This is a genomic window from Bacillota bacterium (assembly GCA_023511835.1).
Classification (GTDB): domain Bacteria; phylum Bacillota; class Sulfobacillia; order JAIMAT01; family JAIMAT01; genus JAIMAT01.
In genome coordinates this window covers 1-17,815 of the sequence record JAIMAT010000002.1, presented here as the reverse complement: position 1 = coordinate 17,815, position 17,815 = coordinate 1, and the positions used below count along the sequence as shown (strand labels likewise).

The following is a 17,815-nucleotide window of genomic DNA, read 5'->3' as shown; positions in this document are numbered from 1 at the left end:
CGATCCCGCCCCGGCCGGGGGACGGAGGGGCGGAGGTGCGCTTCGAGCGCCTCCCCGCCGGGCGCGTACCGGGGCTGGAGGCCGCCGGCCTCGACGCCGAGCCCCGCCGCGGGCTCCTGCCGTGGCTCGTGCCGTTGGAAGGCTCGCCGCGGCGCTGGGGCTACCTGGATGTGGAGAGCACCGGCCTCGGACCGGCGCCGGGGACGCTGGTCTTTCTGGTCGGGCTCGCCTGGTGGGAGGGCGAAGAGCTGCACCTGCGCCAGCACCTGCTCCTCGAGCCGGCCTTGGAGGCCTCCTGGCTGGAGCGGGTGGCGGCCGACCTGGCCGGGCGCGCCTGGGTCACCTTCAACGGCGACCGCTTCGACCTGCCGCTCCTGGCGGCCCGCTGGCTCCTCAGCCACGGTCCGGGGGCGCTGCCCAACCCCTTCGCGGCCGGGGAAGGGGGCAGCTTGGCAGCCTGGGACCTCCTGCCCGCCGCGCGCCTGCTCTGGGGCCGACGCCTGGGGCGCGCCTCGCTGGCCGCTCTGGAGGAAGGCGTCCTGGGCCTGCGCCGCGCGGGCGACATGCCCGGCTCGGCGGCGCCGGCGCGCTACCTGGCCTACCTGAACGGGGCCGGTGTCGACCTTCTCGACGACGTGGCCGCCCACAACCGCCTCGACCTGCTGGCGCTGGCGGCGCTGGCGAGCCGCGCGGCCGCGCTTCTGGCCGCGGCCGAGCCCGCCCGGCTGCCCGGCTGGGCGGCCGAGGCGCTGGGGCGGAGGGCGCATGCGGCGGGCGACGCCGCGGCCGCCGCGCTTCTCCGGCGCGCCTTCGAGGCCGCCGAGCGGGCCGGCGAGCGTCTGCGGGCAGGCCGCCTGCTGGCGCGCGAGCTGGAGCGGCGCCGGCGGTGGGAGGAGGCGGCCCGGGTCTGGGAGGCGCTCCTGGACCCCTCGCCGCTGGCACCCTTCGAGGCCTACGTGGCGCTGGCCAAGCTGTACGAGCACCGCCTGCGCTCGCCCGGCCGCGCCCTGGAGGTGGTGGAGCGGGCGCTCCACGCGGAGGCGGCACGCCGGCTGCCGGGCGCCGCGCTGCGGCTGGAGGAGCTGGAGCGGAGGCGGCGGAGGCTGGTCCGGCGGCTGGGCCACCTGGGCTAGCACGGTGGCGGGGGGCATACCCTTGAGCGTGGCCTGGCCCGCAGGGCCGGGCGGGGGGTGCCGCCCGCGTGTTCGTCCTCCACCTCGACCTGGGGCACGCAGTCCGCCGCCGCGCCGCCCTCCTGGCCGGCCTGCTGGGTTTGCTCCTCTTGTTGGAGGGCGGCCTCCGGCTGGCCGCGGAGTTGCCGACAGCGGGTCGTCCCGGCCCGCTGGAGCGGGTGGCGACGCGGCAACCGGAGCTGGTGCTCACCTTCGACGTGGCCTGGGGCCAGCAGGTGGCCATGCAGGTGCTGGACGTCCTGCACGAGGAGCACGTGCAGGCCGTCTTCTTCGTCTCCGGCGCCTGGGCGGCCGAGTACCCCGAGCTGCTCCGCCGCATGGCGGCCGACGGTCACGAAGTGGGCAGCCTGGGGTACCGGCAGATCAACATGAGCCAGTACGGGCCCGAGGTGATCCGCGAGGAGATGCGCCAGGCGGGCGACGTGCTGAGCCGGGTGACGGGGCGCCAGCCCCGCTTCTTCCGGGCGCCCAACGGCGACTACAGCAGCGCGGTGGTGCAGACGGCGGTGCAGGAGGGCTACGTCCCCGTCCGCTGGAGCCTCGACTCTCAGGACTGGCTCGGCCCGGGGACGGACTACATCCGGCGCCGGGTGCTCCGCCTGGCGCGGCCCGGCGACCTGATCCTGATGAACGCCAACGACACCGACAGCCAGACGCCGCTGGCCCTGCGCCAGATCATCCAGGGCCTGCGCGAGAAGGGCTTCCGTTTCGTGACGCTCAGCCGGCTCCTGGCCGACGCCGGCGTCCGCCCCGCTCCGGCCCCGGCGCGCTAGCCCCGGCCGGCCCCGCTCAGCCGCCCGGCGAGCCGGCGGCGCCGGTACCGGAGCCGCTGCCGCCGGTACCGGAGCCGCTGCCGCCGGCCACGAAGACCAGGTAGGTGACCTGGGTCGACTGGCTGGGCGTGCCCAGCGACTGGCCGTTGAGCGAGACGGCCATGGCGTAGGGGCGCGCGGTCACCACGTCCAGCTCGCGGCTGGCGGTCCAGCTCCGCCGGCTGCCGGCGGAGAGGGTGCCGCTGTAGACGGTCTTGCCGTCCGCCTTCACCTCCAGCCAGACGCGGTCGTCAAAGCTTACGTCCAGTTGCAGCGGCCCCTGGCCTTTGAGCGTATAGAGCACCGTCTGACCCGAGACTACGCGCTCGACCTGCGGAGGCTGGGCGGCGATGCCGCCGGAGCTGCCGCCGGTCTCGGAGGTGGCCGTCCCGCCCCCGCCCTTGGCCGTCGTCGCCGGCGTACCCCCGTGCTGCGCGCTCGCCGGGCCGCCGGCGGGTGCGGCCGCGGGCGAGCGCGGCCAGAGGGCGTAGGCCACAACCGCGACGAGGACCAGGAGTCCGGCCGCGATGCCGGCCAGCCGGACGGGATTCCGCACGGCGAGGCCCGATCGCGCCGGCGGGGCGGGACGGGCCGGCGGTCCGGCGGCGCGGTCGCGCCCGCGGGAGCGGGCGTGCGGCGCCGGCCGGGGCGCCCGCGACCGCGGTGGCAACGTCGGCCCGCCCCCGGGGAGGCCCTCGTCGGCGGCGGCGCCGGGGCGCTCGGCCTGGGGCGGGGTGGCGCGCCAGGGGGGAGTCTCCTCCTCCCGAGCCGCCGGCCGCCCGGCGGGGAGCTCCCGGCCGCTGCTCCCCGGCTCCTCCGACGTCGCGGGAAGGCCCCCCCACTCGCGCCGGAGTCGCTCCAGGAGCGGCTGCGGGTCGATCTCCAGCACCTCCGCGTAGGCGCGCAGGAAGCCCCGCGCGTAGACCTCTCCCGGCAGGAGGGCGTAGTCGCCGCGCTCCAGGGCGTCCAGGTAGCGGATGCGGATCTTGGTGCGGTTCTGCACCTCCTCCAGCGAGAGGCCCAGCGCCTCGCGCCTTTGCCGCAGGATGCTGCCGACCGTCTCCATCTCGCCTTCCTCCTCGCTCCCGCTCCGGCCGGGCGCGCCGTCCGGCCGGGCGGCGCGCCTCAGGGCCGCAGGCGGTTGAGCAGCCGCGGATAGGGGACCGCCTCGCGCACGTGCTCAAGCCCGCAGATCCAGGCCACCATGCGCTCGATCCCCATGCCGAAGCCGCTGTGCGGGACGCTCCCCCAGCGCCGCAGGTCGAGGTACCAGTCGAAGTCGGCCTCGTCCAGGCCCGCCTCGCGGATCCTCTGGCGGAGGAGCTCCAGGTCGTGGATGCGCTGGCTTCCTCCGATCACCTCGCCGTAGCCCTCGGGCGCCAGCAGATCGTCGCAGAGCACCACCCGCGGGTCGTCGGCGGCCGGCTGCATGTAGAAGGCCTTGGCCCTGGCCGGGTAGCGTTCGACGAAGAGCGGCCGCTCGAAGGCCGAGGCCAGCGCCGTCTCGTGGGGCGCGCCGAAGTCCTCGCCCCACTCCAGCTCGAGCCCCTGCCGCCGCAGGAGCGCCAGCGCCTCGTCGTAGGTGATCCGCTCGAAGGGCGCGTCGGCGCGCTCCAGCCGGCCGACGTCGCGGCCCACCTCGGCCAGCTCGCCCCCGCAGCGCTCCAGCACGCGCCGCAGCACGTGGCGGACCAGCCCCTCCTGCAGGCGCAGGTTCTCCTCGTGCTCCACGAAGGCGGCCTCCGGCTCCAGCATCCAGAACTCGATCAGGTGGCGCCGGGTTTTCGAGCGCTCGGCGCGGAAGGTGGGCCCGAAGCAGTAGACGCGCCCCAGCGCCATGGCGCTCGCCTCGGCGTAGAGCTGGCCGCTCTGCGAGAGGTAGGCCGGCTCGCCGAAGTAGTCGACGGCGAAGAGGGTGGTGGTCCCTTCGCTGGCGTTGGCGGTCAGCACGGGCGAGTCGACGCGGACGAAGCCCTGCTCGCGCAGGTACTCCTCGCTGGCCGCCGCCACCTCGGCGCGGATGCGCAGGATGGCGCGCTGCCGCGGCGTGCGGATCCAGAGGTGGCGGTGGTCGAGGAGGAAGTCGACCCCGTGCTCTTTGGGCGTGACCGGGTAGTCGGGCTGGCTGGGCAGGCTCTCCACCTCGGCCAGCTCCACCTCCACCCCCCCGGGCGCGCGCCGGTCGGCGCGCACGCGCCCTCGCAGACGCAGGGGGCTCTCCTGGACCAGATGGTCCAGGAGCCGGTAGGCTTCCTCACCCAGCTCGTCCCGGGAGGCCACCGCCTGGACGAAGCCGCTCCCGTCGCGGACGATGAGGAAGGCGATGCGCCCGCTGGAGCGGCGGTTGTGCAGCCAGCCCTCCAGCCGCACCTCCTCGCCCACGTGGCCGGGCAGCTCGTCGACGCGAACCCGCGGTACCGCTTCCGCCTGCTCTTCCACGCTGCACTCCACCCCGATCCCGGCCCGCCCTTACCGGCTCCGGCCGGCGGGCAGGCTCTGCTGCATCTGTCGTAAAAGATCGGCCAGTTCGGCCATCCGTTCTCCGTAGAGCGCCCAATTCCCCTCCTGGATCGCCGCCTGGGCCTGGGCGTAGACCTGGTTGGCCTGGCGGACCAGGTCGGCCAGGCTGGGGGCGGCGCCGCCCGAAGGCGTCGGGCCCGGCGGCGCCGGGGCGGTCACGCCGAAGAGGGCGCGCAGCGCCTGGTCCAGCGTCGGCGCCATGGCCACCTGGCCCGCGTAGGAGACGATCACACGGCGCAGCTCCGGCAGCTGGGTGGTGGTCGACTCCAGGTAGAGCGGCTGGATGTAGAGGAGCGAGCGGTCGATGGGGATGACCAGCAGGCTGCCGCGCAGGACGCGCGAGCCCTGCTGGTTCCAGAGGGTGAGCGCCTGGGAGATCTGGTCGTTGTTGTTGATCAGCGACTCCACCTGCGCCGGGCCGAAGATCTGTGTCTGCTTGGGGAAGTTGTAGAGCACCAGCTGGCCGTAGTGGGGACCGTCCGAGCGGGCGGCCAGCCAGGCGATCATGTTGTCGCGGTTGTTGGGCGTCAGCGGCAGGACCAACAGGAACTCCGGCTCCGACTCGCCGGGCAGCTGGAAGATGGCATAGTACGGGTCCATGGTCTGCTGCTCGCCCGTCCCCGAGGCCAGCTCCTTGGGGAATGTCCAGAGGTCTTCCTTGTTGTAGAAGACCTCAGGGTCGGTCATGTGGTAGCGCAGGTAGATCTCGGCCTGCGCCCGGAAGAGGTCCTGCGGGTAGCGGACGTGGGCGCGCAGCCCGGCCGGCATCTCCGACGCCGGGCGGAAGAGGCCGGGGAAGAGACGCTCGTAGACGCCCAGAAGCGGGTCGCCGGGATCGAAAGCGTAGAACGTGACGGCGCCCGAGTAAGCGTCCACCACCGCCTTGACGGAGTTGCGCATGTAGTTGAGGCCGCTCTGGCCCAGCGGCTGGGAGTAGGGATAGTCGGCGGTGGCGGTGTAGGCGTCCACGATCCAGTAGAGCCGGCCGCCCTCCACCACCAGGTAGGGCGAGGAGTCGTAGACCAGGAAGGGTGCCACCCGCTCCACCCGGTCCTGCACCCGGCGGTCCAGGAGGGCGCGGCTCGAGGGCGTCAGCTGGCTGGAGAGGAGGACGTTGTAGTCGCCGACGGCCAGCGCGAAGGCCAGCCGTTGCAGCAGGTTGCCCAGGCGGATGTCGCCCTCCCCGCGGTACTCCGTGTAGACGTTCTGGTTGCCCCGGGGGTAGTCGAACTCCTTCTGCGTGGTGCCCACGATGGCGTAGGGCGTGGTGTCGAGACCGAAGTAGATGGCCGGCTGGCGGACCGCCAGCTGGGCGTTCCCCTGGGGCGGGATGTCGCGCACCAGAAAGGGCGGCATCCCGTCGGGCGTCACCTCCGCCGCCGGGGTCGCCACCACGCCGTAGCCGTGGGTGTAGACCAGATGCGTGTTGACCCAGCTGGGATCGGGCAGGTGGGCGTAGTTGATCTCTCGCCCCGAGAGGACGACCTGGCGCAGGGCGCCGTCCAGCACGTAGCGGTCGACGGTCATGGTGTCGAACTGGTAGTACGTGCGGATCCCCTGGAGCTGCTGGTAGGCGCGGCTGATGAAGCGCCAGTCCCAGAGACGGACGTTGCGGATCGTGCCCTGGTCGGCCTGGACGGTCTCGTAGGTGAGCCCGCGGCGCACCTGGTAGCTGGAGGCCTGCACGCCGTCCAGGTTCCAGGCGCGAAGCGTGGCCCGGATGGCGTTCTGGATGTAGGGTCGCTCCTTCACCAGCTCGTTGGGCTCGACCACCAGGCGCTGGACCAGCGCCGGCAGGACGCCGGCCACCAGGATGGAGCCAGCCACCAGCGCGCCGGCGGCGTAGCCCAGCCAGCGCAGCTGGCTGACGCGCACCTGGGCGAAGGCGGCCGCCGCTGCCAGGAGCGCCAGCACCATCATGGCCCAGAGCCCCGGCAGCATCACGTGCAGGTCGGTATAGCCCGGGCCCGCCGCCACCCCGCGGGTGGAGAAGAGCAGGCCGAACTGGTCCAGGCGGTAGCGCCAGGCCAGGACCAGGAAGTAGAGCCCGGCCAGCACCCCCAGGTGGACCCGGGCGGCCGGGTAGACGTGGAAACGGTGGTCGAAGACGGCCACGGCCCCCGTCAGGAAGTAGACGAAGCCGGAGACGAGGAGCGCCAGCACGATGTTCGTCTCCAGGTAGCCGTAGACGAAACGGAGGAAGGGCAGGGTGAAGACGTAGAAGCCGGCATCACGGTGGAAGACCGGGTCGAGCTGTCCGAAGGGCAGGCGGTACCACCAGCCGGCCACCGTCAGCCACTGGCCGGCGCCGTCGACCCCCATCAGGAGGCCGGTGAGACCGGAGAGCAGGCCGAGGAGCAGGAACTGGCGCCGCGGCCGAAGCCAGGGCAGGAGCTGCGGCGGCACCGCCTCCGGGCTGACGTAGAAGATGCTGAACGCGCGCCGAGCCCAGAGCAGGTTGGCCAGGAGGAAGCCGCCGCCCAGGAGCCCCGTCACCAGGCCCAGCGCCCACTGGACACCGAGCCTCCGCCAGAAGACGCCCAGGAAGCCCAGCTGGCCGTACCACTGCCAGCCGACGTAGCCCTCGCTGGCCAGCGTCGCCAGCCCGAAGGCCGCCAGCATGCCGGCGGTGAAGAGCCAGATCCACCTCCGCTCGCCCATCCCTCGCCCCCTCGCCCGCGGAGCGCCGCCGGGCGGACTCCGGGGCGCGGCGGATAGGGCGGCCGGCCCGCGAGGCATCCTGCCCTCGAGCGCTTCGCACAACAGGAGGTACCCAGATGAAGCTAACCGAGCCGCGCCGGAAAAGCGAGAAGGCGGACGCCCGCCCCGCGGAGACGCTGCGCGTCGAGGTGCTCGACCGCAAGTGGGTCCAGGTCTCCTGGGGGGGCCGTGTCGACCTCCGCCCCTGGCACCGGACGGGCAACGAAAGCCACCTGGTCCTCGACCTCGCCGACCCGGAGCACGGCCTCCTCTACGAGGCCGTCTTGCCCCGCCCCGTCGACCGCTGGCGCCTCGCCGTCCCGCGCCCGGGGCGCTACCGGGTGACGCTGGCGCGCCGCCGCGACCGGGTCCATCGCGAGCCCATCGCTTCCAGCGAGGACTTCCTGGTGCCCGAGGAGGCGCCCGCCAGCGACCCCTCGCGCACACCGGCCTGGATGGAGGAGGAGGCTACGCTCCACACCCCGCTCTGAACGGGCGACCGCCGCCACCCCGGGGAGGGTCCGGTCCGCCGGCCCCCGCGCTCAGAGGTGGATGCGCGCCAGCAGGTCGCCCAGCGCCAGCCGCAACGTATCCCAGAGGACGCGCAAGAGGCCGCCCCGCGGCACGTCGCGGGCCGCCACCAGCGGGATGCGCCAGCTGGAGGCGCCCGCGCGCACCGTCACCTCTCCCAGCGCCTGCCCCTTCCGCACCGGCGCCACCAGCCGCGCCGGCAGCGTCACCCGGACGGAGAGCGAACCCGCCTCCGAGCGCGGGACCGTCAGGAGGAGCGGCGCCGCCGGCACCGGCTGCACCGTCCCGCTCGCCCCTTTGTAGACCGGGATGGAGGCCGGCAGCTTGCCGCCGAGATCGGGCGTCACGTCGCGGAAGTTGTCGAAGCCCCAGTTGAGCAGCGCCTCGGCCTCCCGCTCGCGCTCCTGCATGCCCGCCTGCAGCGTCGGCGCCTGGATGCCCATCACCACCGCCACCAGCTGCATGGAGCCCGACTTGGCCGAGGCGGCCAAGTGGTAGCCCGACTCCTCCAGGTGCCCCGTCTTGAGGCCGTCGACGCGGTGGTCGGTGATCACCAGGCCGTTCCAGTTCTGCTGGGTGATGGGCTGGGGCGCCCCGCTGGGCTGGTAGCTGAAGCTGGCCGGCTTGGTGTAGCGGGTGGCGTCCGGGAAGTGCTGCAGAATGTAGGCCGAAAGCTTGGCCACGTCGGCCGCGCTGGTCGTCTGCCCCGGCGCGTAGAGCCCGTGGCTGTTGACGTAGTGGGTGTCGCCCAGGCCCAGCCTCCGGGCCTCGTCGTTCATCATGCGCACGAAGTTGGCCTCGGTCCCGCCCAGGCGCTCGGCCAACGCCACGGCGGCGTCGTTGCCCGAGGCCACCATCAGCCCGTAGAGCAGCGTGTCGACGGAGACGCGGTCGCCCACCCGCACGAACATGCGCGAGACGGTGTCGTTGAGCGAGAGCTGCCAGGCCTTCTGGCTGACGGTCACCTGCGTCTGGGGCGTCACCGCGCCGTTCTGCAGCGCCTGGAGGGCCAGGAGGAAGGTCATCAGCTTGGCCAGGCTGGCCGGCTGCATCTTGGCGTGCTCGTTGTACGCGTAGAGCACCTGGCCGGTGCGCACGTCCAGGAGCTCGGCCGCAGCCGCCTTCAGGCCCAGCGGGTTGTCGCGGACGGGGAGCGGGGCGGCCGCCCGCGCCACCGGCGCGGGAGCGATCCCGGCGAGGAGGAGGAGCAGGACCAGGAGGCCGGCGAGAAGAGGCCGGCGGGTGCCTCGGCCGGCCCTGCGGAAGTCGGAGTGCAACGCCTCTTCCACCTCGAAGCGAGCGGGATACCGGCGACCCCGGTGCTCCGCCTAGTCTCCGTCGCCGTACGGGCGGCCATGCGACCGGGACGCCGCCCCATGCTACCACAACTCCTCGCCGCCACCACGCCGCCCCGGCTCAGAGCCAGCGGCCCAGGAAGCCCAGCAGGATCGGCACCAGCGCGCTGAGGACGAGACCGCTCAGGAAGCCCTCCACCCCCGCCTCCGCACCGCCCGCCCGGACCAGCACCCCCAGGCTGGTGTCCATGGCGGTGGCCCCCGCCGCCGCCACCGCCGCCGCGCGCCCCAGCCGACGGACCAGCCAGGCGGCCGCGGCCAGCGCGGTCAGCTCCCGCACAAGGTTGCCCAGAAAGCCCAGCAGCGCCAGCTGCGCGCCCGCGGTCCTGGCCAGTACCACGGCGTCCAGGCTGTACCAGCCGAAGGCTCCCGCCACCGCCAGCCCCTGCACCGGCTCCAGCCCGCCCGCGGCGGCGGCCACCAGCCCGCCCAGAAGGCTGCCGGCGGCGCCGGCCAGCGGCGTCAAGAGGAGGCGCCAGCCGCGCCGCAGCAGGAGGAGGACCCGCTCCAGATCGGCGCCCATCACCACCCCGGCCGAGAAGAGAAGGGCGGCCAGCGCCCAGGATTCCGCGGCGGAGGCCAAGCCGGCGACGGGGCGGCCGCGCCCGAGGAAGCCCAGCAGGATCCCGGCGGCGGTGGCCAGAAGGAGGCGCCGGCTCATCGTACCAAGAGGCGCGCGGCCAGGACGGCGCCCAGCTGCGGCAGCCAGGCCAGGAGCAGCGCCTGGCCGGCCACCCGGCCGGGATGCGCCCAGACCGCCGGGTCGGCGCCCACCTGGGCGCCCAGCCCGAGGAGCAGGAGAAGCAGCGCCGCCTGGCCGAGGCGCTCGTTCCAGGCCAGCGCGGCACGGCCGGGCCGGAGCAGCGCGCCGACCAGGAAGCCCGCGAGAAGCGCGAGAAGCCAGAACCCGTTCATCCCCGGAGCGGTCTCCCCTCTCTTCCGAACCCTGAACTACACTGGGAGGGCGGCCCGCCGCGATCCCGGGTGCCCAACCCGACCCCCACAGGAGGCAGCGTGATGTCGGAGACGGTTTTCCTCAACGGCCAGTTCGTTCCCTACGAGCAGGCGGTCGTGCCGGTGGAGGACAGGGGCTTTCTCTTCGGCGACGGCATCTACGAGGTGATCGCCGCCTACGGCGGCCGCTTCTGGCGGCTGGAGGAGCACCTGGACCGGCTCGAGCGAAGCGCGCTCGCCATCCACCTGACGCTTCCCCTCGGCCGCGAGGCCATCCGCCAGGCGGCGCGGGAGCTCCTGCGGCGCAACGGCCTGGAGCGGGCCGACGCCACGCTCTACCTGGAGGTGACGCGCGGTCCCGCCCGGCGCAACCACCTCTTCCCCGAGGAGCCGCACCCGACCGTGGTCATGATCGCCCGCCCCATGCCGGCGGCCGACCCGGCGCTGACGCGCGACGGCGTCTCCGCCATCACCGTCCCCGACATCCGCTGGCAGTCGGTCCACATCAAGTCCATCTGCCTCCTGCCCAACGTGCTGGCCAAGCAGGCCGCCCACGAGGCGGGCGCCTTCGAAGCCATCCTGGTGCGCGAGGGCGTGTTGACCGAGGGCTCCAGCTCCAACCTCTTCGTCGTCTTCGGACGCGAGCTCCACACCCACCCCGAGGGCCCCTTCATCCTCTCCGGCGTCACCCGCGGCGCCGTCATCGAGGTGGCCCGCGACCTGGGCCATCCGGTGGTGGAGCGGGCCGTCCCCCTGGAGGAGCTCTGGCAGGCCAGCGAGCTCTTCGTCACGGGGACCACCTCCGAGGTGGTCCCCGTGGTCCGGGTCGACGAGCGCCCCATCGGCGACGGACAGCCCGGGCCGGTGACGCTGGCCATCCTGGAGGAGATCCGGCGCCGTACGCGCGGCTCCTAGCCCGAACCTCCCGGACCGGCCCCCCGCATCGCCCCGCCGGCCGCCGTAGCGGCGGCCGGCGCAGCTTCGTCGCCCGGTATAGGGCGCGGCAGCGACTGGCAAGCTAGCCGGCGAGAAGGCGCGACACGCGCCCGAAGGGGAGGGTGGAAGGTGCCGGGCCAGGCGGGCGACGCCAACGAGGTGCTCCGGCAGATGATCCGCGAGGAGCTGGCCGCGCTTCTCGGCGGACGCCAGGCACAGGAAGCGGACGGCGCTGCGCCGCCCCCGACGGGCGGCCGGGCGGCCGCGGGTGCCGCTGCGTCGGGCGGCTGGGGCGGCGGCCGCGTCGCCGGCGGGGGCCTCCTCCGCCGGCGCCAGGTCCGCCTGGCGGCGGGTGGCGGCGAAGGCGCCGCTCCCGATCCGCAGGCGGCGGCGACGCCGTCCGCCGGGACGGCATGGGGCAGCCCCGGCCGCGACGGCGCCGGCGGCGGCACGGGGGCCTGGCCGGAGGGGGCGGGCCAGATCGCGCAGCAGCTGGTGGACAACCTGACGCGGCTGCGCAGCGTCCTCCAGGAGAGCGAGCAGATCGCGCAACGCATCGAGCAGCTCTCTCAGGAGATGGCACCCGCCACCGCAGGCGCCCGGGGGGGCGCCCGAGCGGGGTGGGACGGCGGCGGTGCCGGTGGCGAGGGCGGTGCGGGCGGCGGGGGAGCGACGGCGGGGGGAGCCGCCCAGCGCGCCGGCTCCTTCGTGCGGGCGGCCCGGCGAAAGCTGCGCCAGCTCGGATGAGAGCGATCGCGGACGGCCCGGTGCGCACAGGCGAAGAGAAGGGCCGGGCGGGCCGCCCGGCCCCGTTCGCACGGGCATGCTTCCTCCTCAGCGGTTCTTGCGGATGGCGTTCCAGAAGGCCGCCGTCTCGTAGCCGACCCGCCAGACGGCCAGCCCGTGGAGGCCGTAGCGCTTGGCGATCTGGATCTTCTTGACGATGGACGTGGGGTCCTCGAACCAGACCTCGTGGAGCGTCCCGTCGGCCGCGGTGTACGTGTAGTAGGGGACGCCGGCCGGCGTCCGGCGGATATGCGGCCCCTTGGGGATGTTCTTGAGCGGGATGGAGCGCGCCTGGGTGCTTCCCGACGGCCAGTCGTAGCCGTAGGCAGCCAGCCCCAGGATGATCTTGTCGGGCGGGATCATGGTCAGCGCCTCGCGCACCGCCGCGTCCACCCAGGCCAGCGGCGCCACCGAGCCCGGCGGCGAGCCCTCGCTGTGCCGGTCGTAGGTCATCAGCACGACCTGGTCGGCGCTCTTGCCCAGCGCCGCGTAGTCGTAGGCGCTCCTGGGGCCGTTCGAGCTGAGCCGGGGGATGACGTCCACCGTCACCACCTTGCCCAGCGCGTGCAGCCGCTGGCTGAGCGCCGCCACGAAAGCGCTGAGGCCCGCCCGCGAGGGCGGTTCGAGCAGCTGGAAGTCGACGCTCGCCCCGGCGTAGCCGTTCTTCTGCACCGCGGCCACGATGTTCTCCACGGCCCTGGCGCGGGCTGACGGGTCCAGCAGGACGGCGTCGTTCCCTCCGGCGTTGGTGAAGAGCGGCTGCAGCTGAATCTTGTTGTCGCGGGCGAACTTCTTCAGGTCCGCCTCGCTCATGTCGACGAGGCTACCGTCGGCGTTCACCTTGTACCAGAAAGGCGCCAGGTAGGAGATCAGGTCCCGGTTCTGGCGCACCAGGGAGAGGACCTGCCCGCGCGGCTTCTCGTACTGGTCGTCGTAGAAGGCGAGCACGCGGAGCGGGCCCGTGTGGCGCCCTGCCGCGGTGCCCCGCTGGCCGGGAAGCGTCGCCGAGGTCGCGGGGCGCCCGCTCTTCGGCTGGGCAGGCGCCTTGCGGGCGGTCCGCCCGCCGGCGCAGCCCGCTCCCAGCAGAAGTGCCGCCACGGTCAGGACGGCGAGGCCGAGCCGCAGGGGCCTGGCTTGGAAACGCATACGACCGCCTCCCTTCCGCCGGGCGTGGCTGGCCTGCCCGGCAACGAGTGACGGTCGTAGTATGCGGAGGGCGCCGGGGTGCTCTCTGTTCAACCCTTCCCAGGGCTGGAGGAAGGAGGACCGGCGAAGGGCGGCCCGCCCGGCTCGTCCGCGCGGCCGCCCGCACCGTAGAGGCGGGCGTACGTCTCCTGCGTCATCAGCACCTCGCGCGGCTTGGGGCCCTGGTAGGGGCCCACGATGCCGCGCCGCTCCATCATGTCGATGAGGCGGCCGGCGCGCGTGTAGCCTACGCGCAGCCGCCTCTGCAGGATGGAGACCGACGCCTGGCGGTTCTCCACCACCACGCGGATGGCCTCGGGCAGGAGCGGGTCGTCCTGGTCGTCGCCTGCTTCCTCGTCCTCGTCCAGTGGGCCGGCCACGTCCAGCAGATACTCCGGCTCCGCCTGGTCGCGGAGGAAGGTCAGGACGCGCTCCAGCTCGCGCTCGGAGACGTAGGCGCCCTGGGCGCGCACCGGCTTGGCCGCGCCCATGGGGTAGAAGAGCATGTCGCCCTTGCCCAGCAGCTTCTCCGCCCCGGCCATGTCCAGGATGGTGCGCGAGTCCACCTGCGAGCTGACGGCGAAGGCGATGCGCGAAGGGATGTTGGCCTTGATGACGCCCGTGATCACGTCGACGCTGGGCCGCTGCGTGGCCAGCAGCAGGTGGATGCCGGCCGCCCGCGCCATCTGGGCCAGGCGCTGGATCGACTCCTCGATCTCGCGCGGCGCCACCATCATCATGTCCGCCAGCTCGTCCACCACCACCACGATGTAGGGGAGCGCCGGGCTGCCGTCGCGCAGCACCGCCTGGTTGAAGCGGTCGATGTCCCGCACGCGCCATTCGGCGAAGAGCTCGTAGCGCCGCTCCATCTCGCGGACCAGCCAGCGCATCACTCCGGCCGCCTTCTTGGGATCGGTCACCACCGGCGCCAGCAGGTGGGGCAGGCCCTCGTAGACGTTCAGCTCCACCCGCTTGGGATCGATGAGCAGGAGGCGCACGTCCCGCGGGCGCGCCTTGAAAAGCAGGCTGGTGATCAGGGTGTTGATGCAGACGCTCTTGCCCGAGCCGGTGGCGCCGGCGATGAGCACGTGCAGCATGTCGTCCAGCGTGGCGACGATGGGGCGTCCGCCGATGTCCTTGCCCACAGCCACCGTCAGCCGCGAGCGCGAGCCCTGGAAAGCCGGCGACTCCAGCACCTCGCGCAGCGTCACCGGCGTCACGTGCTTGTTGGGCACCTCGATGCCCAGCACCGACTTGCCCGGCACGGGCGCCACCACCCGCACCTCGGGCGCGGCCAGGGCGAGGGCGATGTCGTCGGCCAGGGCGACGATGCGCGCCACCTTCACGCCCGGCGCCGGCTGCAGCTCGAAGCGCGTCACCGCCGGGCCGCGGAAGACGCCGGCCAGCGTCGTCTCGATGCCGAAGCTGCGCAGCGTCGACTCCAGGAGCGCCGCCTCGCGCCGCAGGTCTTCCTCGCGCTCGGCCGGCACCCGCGCCGGCGCCGGCCGGTTGAGGAGGTCGAGCGGAGGAAGCTGGACCCCGCCCTCCTCCCTGCCGGCGCCGCCGCGCACCCGCCGCCCGGCGCCGCGCACGGCCTGGCCGCCCCCGCCACCCGGTTCGTCGGGCGGGGTGCTCATGGGCATGCGCGGCGGGACGGGCGGATCCGCCGCCTCCGCTCGGGCGGGGCCCGCCGCGCTGCCGGCGGCCTCGGCCGCCACCCGCCGTTCCTCCGCCCCGGCCGGGTCGGGCGCGCGCGGCTCAAGGGAGGCCGCGGCCGCGCCCTCGCCGCCATCGCCATGGAGGAGCCCCGCGCCCTCCGCCCCCGAGGTCGTCTCTCCCTGCCCGCTCCCCGCCCCGGCGGCAGCTCCGGCACGCGCCCTTGCCCCGCGGCCGGGGCCATCCGGACCTTCCGCCCTGGCGCCGCCCTCCTCCCCTCCTCCGGCCGCCTCCTCCTCGAAGAGGAAGTCCTCCAGCGCCTCTCGCACGGGTCCCAGGAGGGCCTTCAGCGGTCTCGTCACCCGCGCCATCCAGAGCGTCAGCGGGCTGGCGCTGAGGAGGAGGAGACCCGCCAGACCGAGCGCCGCCAGGAGGACCAGCGCGCCGAAGCGGCCGACGGCGGCGGCCAGGCCGGCCCGGAGCGCCGTACCCAGGAGGCCGCCCGCCGCCTCGCCCCGCAGCGCTGCCTCCCAGCCGGCCGGGCGGGCGAAGGCGGCCCAGCCGGCCAGGTCCGCCACCAGGAGCGCCGCGCCCGCCGCCCGGCTGCGACCGCTCGGCGGCGGCGCGGAACGCAGGAGCGCCACCGCCACCGCCGCCAGCGCCAGGGGTGCCGCCCAGGCGACCAGGCCGAAGAGCGCCCGCAGCGCCAAGCGGGCGCCCTGCCCGGCCGGGCCCATGGGCGCACCCGCCAGCGCCCCCCCCAGCAGGGCGGCGAGTGCAGCCACCACCACCGCCGCCAGCTCCCGCCGGAGCGGCTCCGGAAGCGGCGGCCGCGCCGTGCGTCCGGCCCGCGCCCTGCGCGGCGAGCGGGCCGAACCTGCGCCTCGCTCCATGCCCGCCTTCCCCACCTTCCCGCGCCGGGCCGGAGGACCCGCCTTCCGCGCCGGCCGGCCTGCCGCTCCGCTCACAGCAACTGCCAGGCGAGGACGGCGGCGCCCAGCAGCGCGCAGTAGAGCGCGAAGGGTTTCAGGCTGCCCCGGGTCAGCGCCTGGATCAGCCAGCGGATGGCCACCATCCCCGAGAGCGTCGCCGCCGCGAAGCCGGCCGCCAGCGGCGCGCTCCCGGCGAAGCCGCCCACGTGGCGCAGCTCCACCAGCGCCGCGCCCAGAATGGCCGGCAGGGCCAGCAGGAAGGAGAAGCGCGCCGCCTCGTAACGGCCCATGCCGGCCATCAGCGCTCCCGCCACCGTCGCGCCGGAGCGCGAGATGCCGGGCGCGATGGCCACCCCCTGCATGAAGCCCGTCCAGAGCGCCGCCCCGGCACCGCTCTCGCCCGCGCGCCGGCCGCGATGGCCGAGCCGGTCGACCTGCCAGAGCAGGACGGCGGTGATCAGCCAGCCCACCGCCACCGCCACCAGCGAGTCGTAGAGCGACTCGAAAAAGGGCTGCAGCAGAAGACCCATCAGCCCGCTGGGTACGCTCCCCACCAGAATCAGGATCGCCGTCCGGAAGTCCGCCTCGCGCCAGAGCGTGGTCCAGGTTTTTCTCCGGGCCGGGAGCGCCGCCAGCCCGCCGAAGAAACCCGCCACCAGGGCGGCGACGTCGCGCGCGAAATAGAGAAGGACGGCCAGGAAGGTACCCAGGTGGAGCAGGACGTCGAAGGCCAGCGAGCCCTGGCCCCGCAGGCCCATCAGGTGTTGCACCAGCGTCAGGTGACCGGAGCTGGAGACCGGCAAGAACTCGGTCAGCCCCTGCACCAGGCCGAGGACCAGCGCCTCCCAGAGCGGCATCGAGGTCGGAACACCCTTCCTGTGAGGAAGTCCCGACCATTATATCGCTCGCCTGGGACCCCCTTCCGGGAACGGCGCCCCCGGCTGGAAGCGCGCGTCGAGGAAGTCCGCCGGCTCTGTCGAGAGCAGGCGGACCACGCGGCGGCGCCCGTCCCGGCCCCGCTCCACCAGCAGCCGGCGCCCGTCCACCTGGACTTCCTCGTAGGAAGGAAGCCCCGCCGCCTGGCTCCACCCCTCTCCCCAGACCATCTCCGGCGGGGCGATGGTCCAGAGCATCACACCCCGCCTCCCGCGATCATCTCGCGCAGCGCCCGGTAGGCGTCGGCGATGCCGCCCTCGGCCTGGATGAGCCCCTCCTCCACGGCCTCGCGGCCGACCAGGATGGTGCCCACGTCCTGCGCCAGCTCGCCGGTGCTGAACATCAACTCCCGGAAGCGTTTCTCGCTGATGCGCGAGTTCTCGACGACGAACTTGATCACCCGGTCCTGCATCTTGTTCAGATACTCGTACGCCTGGGGGACGCCGATGACCATACCCGTCAGGCGCACCGGGTGGACGGTCATGGTGGCCGTGCTGGTGATAAAGCTCCGCTTGGCGCTGACGGCGATGGGTACGCCGATGGAGTGGCCGCCGCCCAGTACCACCGTCGCCGTCGGCTTGGAGAGGCTGCGGATCGCTTCCGCAATGGCCAGCCCCGCCTCCACGTCGCCGCCCACCGTGTTGAGGAGGATGAGGAGCCCCTTGATCTCCGGATTCTGCTCGACGGCGAAGAGTTCGGGGATGACGTGCTCGTACTTGGTCGTCTTGTTCTGGCTGGGGAGGATCTGGTGCCCCTCCACCTGCCCGATGATGGTCAGGACGTGGATCTCGGACGGCGCCGGCCCGGGCCCCGGACGCGGCGGCTGGGGCGTACCCAGCGCCTGGACGGCGCCGACCACCGTCGTCCCGTCGGGCGCGGGGGCCGGGCCGGGAGCCGGCGCCGCACCGGGGGATCCCCCGGGCTCCGTCTCCGCGTTCGCCCTCAGCCGGCCGCCAGCCCCCCTCGCCTGAGCCGTCACCTTCTCCGGTCCACCACCTTTGAACGCCACCTCCATCGCCTCCAACGGAGGTAGCGTGGGGCCCGGGACCGGTGCGCTATGCATGCGGGGCCGCGGCGTCGGAAGGATGTGCCAGCCACGCTCCCGCGACACCCCTCTTCACTGGGCTGTCCAGAGCAGGCGCAGACCGCTCCTACCGGGGCCTTCAATAGGTGCCAAAACTTACAGTGGCTGCACCAGCACGAACTGGTTTCCGAACGGGTCGCTGAACGCCGCCTCCACTCGATGATGTCCTGAGGCTGCTGTAAAAGCGGGAAGGCCCGGGCTACGATGGTTTGCAGCAGGCAAAACCCATCGAGGA

Annotated in this window: 16 protein-coding genes; 5 read left to right on the top strand and 11 right to left on the bottom strand. The window is 73.8% G+C overall.

Translation table 11 applies throughout. The annotated features are described in order from the left end of the window. Nucleotides 1-35 precede the first annotated feature (35 nt). Both K6U79_00660 and K6U79_00655 read left to right on the top strand, forming a co-directional pair. Nucleotides 36-1,133 (top strand): ribonuclease H-like domain-containing protein, encoded by a 1,098-nt coding sequence (locus K6U79_00660; protein MCL6520869.1) that lies wholly within the window; start codon nt 36-38, stop codon nt 1,131-1,133. Between the two features lie 68 nt (nt 1,134-1,201). Next, complete coding sequence (locus tag K6U79_00655; GenBank protein MCL6520868.1) at nt 1,202-1,966, top strand: polysaccharide deacetylase family protein; 765 nt, start codon at nt 1,202-1,204, stop codon at nt 1,964-1,966. 16 nt (nt 1,967-1,982) lie between these two features. Here the strand turns inward: K6U79_00655 and K6U79_00650 are convergent, their stop codons facing one another. From K6U79_00650 to K6U79_00640, 3 genes are read right to left on the bottom strand one after another with little or no spacing between them, the layout of a single operon-like run. Then, entirely contained in the window at nt 1,983-3,071 is a 1,089-nt protein-coding gene (locus K6U79_00650) for a DUF4115 domain-containing protein (protein MCL6520867.1), read from the bottom strand. Nucleotides 3,072-3,130: 59 nt separating this feature from the next. Further along, nucleotides 3,131-4,444 carry an asparagine--tRNA ligase gene (gene asnS / locus K6U79_00645; protein ID MCL6520866.1) on the bottom strand — a complete coding sequence of 438 codons (1,314 nt, stop codon included), beginning with the start codon at nt 4,442-4,444 and terminating at the stop codon, nt 3,131-3,133. Between the two features lie 30 nt (nt 4,445-4,474). Next, a complete protein-coding gene (locus K6U79_00640; GenBank protein MCL6520865.1) occupies nt 4,475-7,186 on the bottom strand; it encodes a UPF0182 family protein in 2,712 nt (903 codons plus the stop codon). Between the two features lie 116 nt (nt 7,187-7,302). Between K6U79_00640 and K6U79_00635 the strand changes: the two genes are divergently transcribed. Further along, a complete protein-coding gene (locus K6U79_00635; GenBank protein MCL6520864.1) occupies nt 7,303-7,716 on the top strand; it encodes a hypothetical protein in 414 nt (137 codons plus the stop codon). Nucleotides 7,717-7,767: 51 nt separating this feature from the next. On the opposite strand, the gene K6U79_00630 is transcribed toward K6U79_00635, so the two are convergent. The 3 genes from K6U79_00630 to K6U79_00620 all read right to left on the bottom strand — a co-directional run bounded on the left by K6U79_00630 (nt 7,768) and on the right by K6U79_00620 (nt 10,026). After that, nucleotides 7,768-9,033 (bottom strand): D-alanyl-D-alanine carboxypeptidase, encoded by a 1,266-nt coding sequence (locus K6U79_00630; GenBank protein ID MCL6520863.1) that lies wholly within the window; start codon nt 9,031-9,033, stop codon nt 7,768-7,770. 139 nt (nt 9,034-9,172) lie between these two features. Continuing rightward, entirely contained in the window at nt 9,173-9,772 is a 600-nt protein-coding gene (locus tag K6U79_00625) for a lysine exporter LysO family protein (protein MCL6520862.1), read from the bottom strand. Beyond that, entirely contained in the window at nt 9,769-10,026 is a 258-nt protein-coding gene (locus K6U79_00620) for a hypothetical protein (GenBank protein ID MCL6520861.1), read from the bottom strand. Before K6U79_00620 ends, K6U79_00625 begins: the two co-directional genes overlap by 4 nt. Before the next feature lie 102 nt (nt 10,027-10,128). Between K6U79_00620 and K6U79_00615 the strand changes: the two genes are divergently transcribed. Both K6U79_00615 and K6U79_00610 read left to right on the top strand, forming a co-directional pair. After that, nucleotides 10,129-10,980, top strand: a complete 852-nt coding sequence (locus K6U79_00615) for a D-amino acid aminotransferase (protein MCL6520860.1) — start codon at nt 10,129-10,131, stop codon at nt 10,978-10,980. 150 nt (nt 10,981-11,130) lie between these two features. Beyond that, nucleotides 11,131-11,748 carry a hypothetical protein gene (locus K6U79_00610; protein MCL6520859.1) on the top strand — a complete coding sequence of 206 codons (618 nt, stop codon included), beginning with the start codon at nt 11,131-11,133 and terminating at the stop codon, nt 11,746-11,748. Between the two features lie 87 nt (nt 11,749-11,835). On the opposite strand, the gene K6U79_00605 is transcribed toward K6U79_00610, so the two are convergent. The 5 genes from K6U79_00605 to K6U79_00585 all read right to left on the bottom strand — a co-directional run bounded on the left by K6U79_00605 (nt 11,836) and on the right by K6U79_00585 (nt 17,511). Then, a complete protein-coding gene (locus tag K6U79_00605) occupies nt 11,836-12,933 on the bottom strand; it encodes a glycoside hydrolase family 18 (GenBank protein ID MCL6520858.1) in 1,098 nt (365 codons plus the stop codon). An 89-nt stretch (nt 12,934-13,022) separates the two neighbouring features. Further along, nucleotides 13,023-15,365 carry a DNA translocase FtsK gene (locus K6U79_00600; GenBank protein MCL6520857.1) on the bottom strand — a complete coding sequence of 781 codons (2,343 nt, stop codon included), beginning with the start codon at nt 15,363-15,365 and terminating at the stop codon, nt 13,023-13,025. 227 nt (nt 15,366-15,592) lie between these two features. After that, a complete protein-coding gene (locus K6U79_00595; GenBank protein MCL6520856.1) occupies nt 15,593-16,417 on the bottom strand; it encodes an undecaprenyl-diphosphate phosphatase in 825 nt (274 codons plus the stop codon). A 39-nt stretch (nt 16,418-16,456) separates the two neighbouring features. Next, nucleotides 16,457-16,693 (bottom strand): YlzJ-like family protein, encoded by a 237-nt coding sequence (locus tag K6U79_00590; GenBank protein ID MCL6520855.1) that lies wholly within the window; start codon nt 16,691-16,693, stop codon nt 16,457-16,459. Then, nucleotides 16,693-17,511 (bottom strand): ATP-dependent Clp protease proteolytic subunit, encoded by an 819-nt coding sequence (locus K6U79_00585; protein ID MCL6520854.1) that lies wholly within the window; start codon nt 17,509-17,511, stop codon nt 16,693-16,695. The genes K6U79_00590 and K6U79_00585 overlap by 1 nt, the downstream gene beginning before the upstream one ends. Nucleotides 17,512-17,815 lie beyond the last annotated feature (304 nt).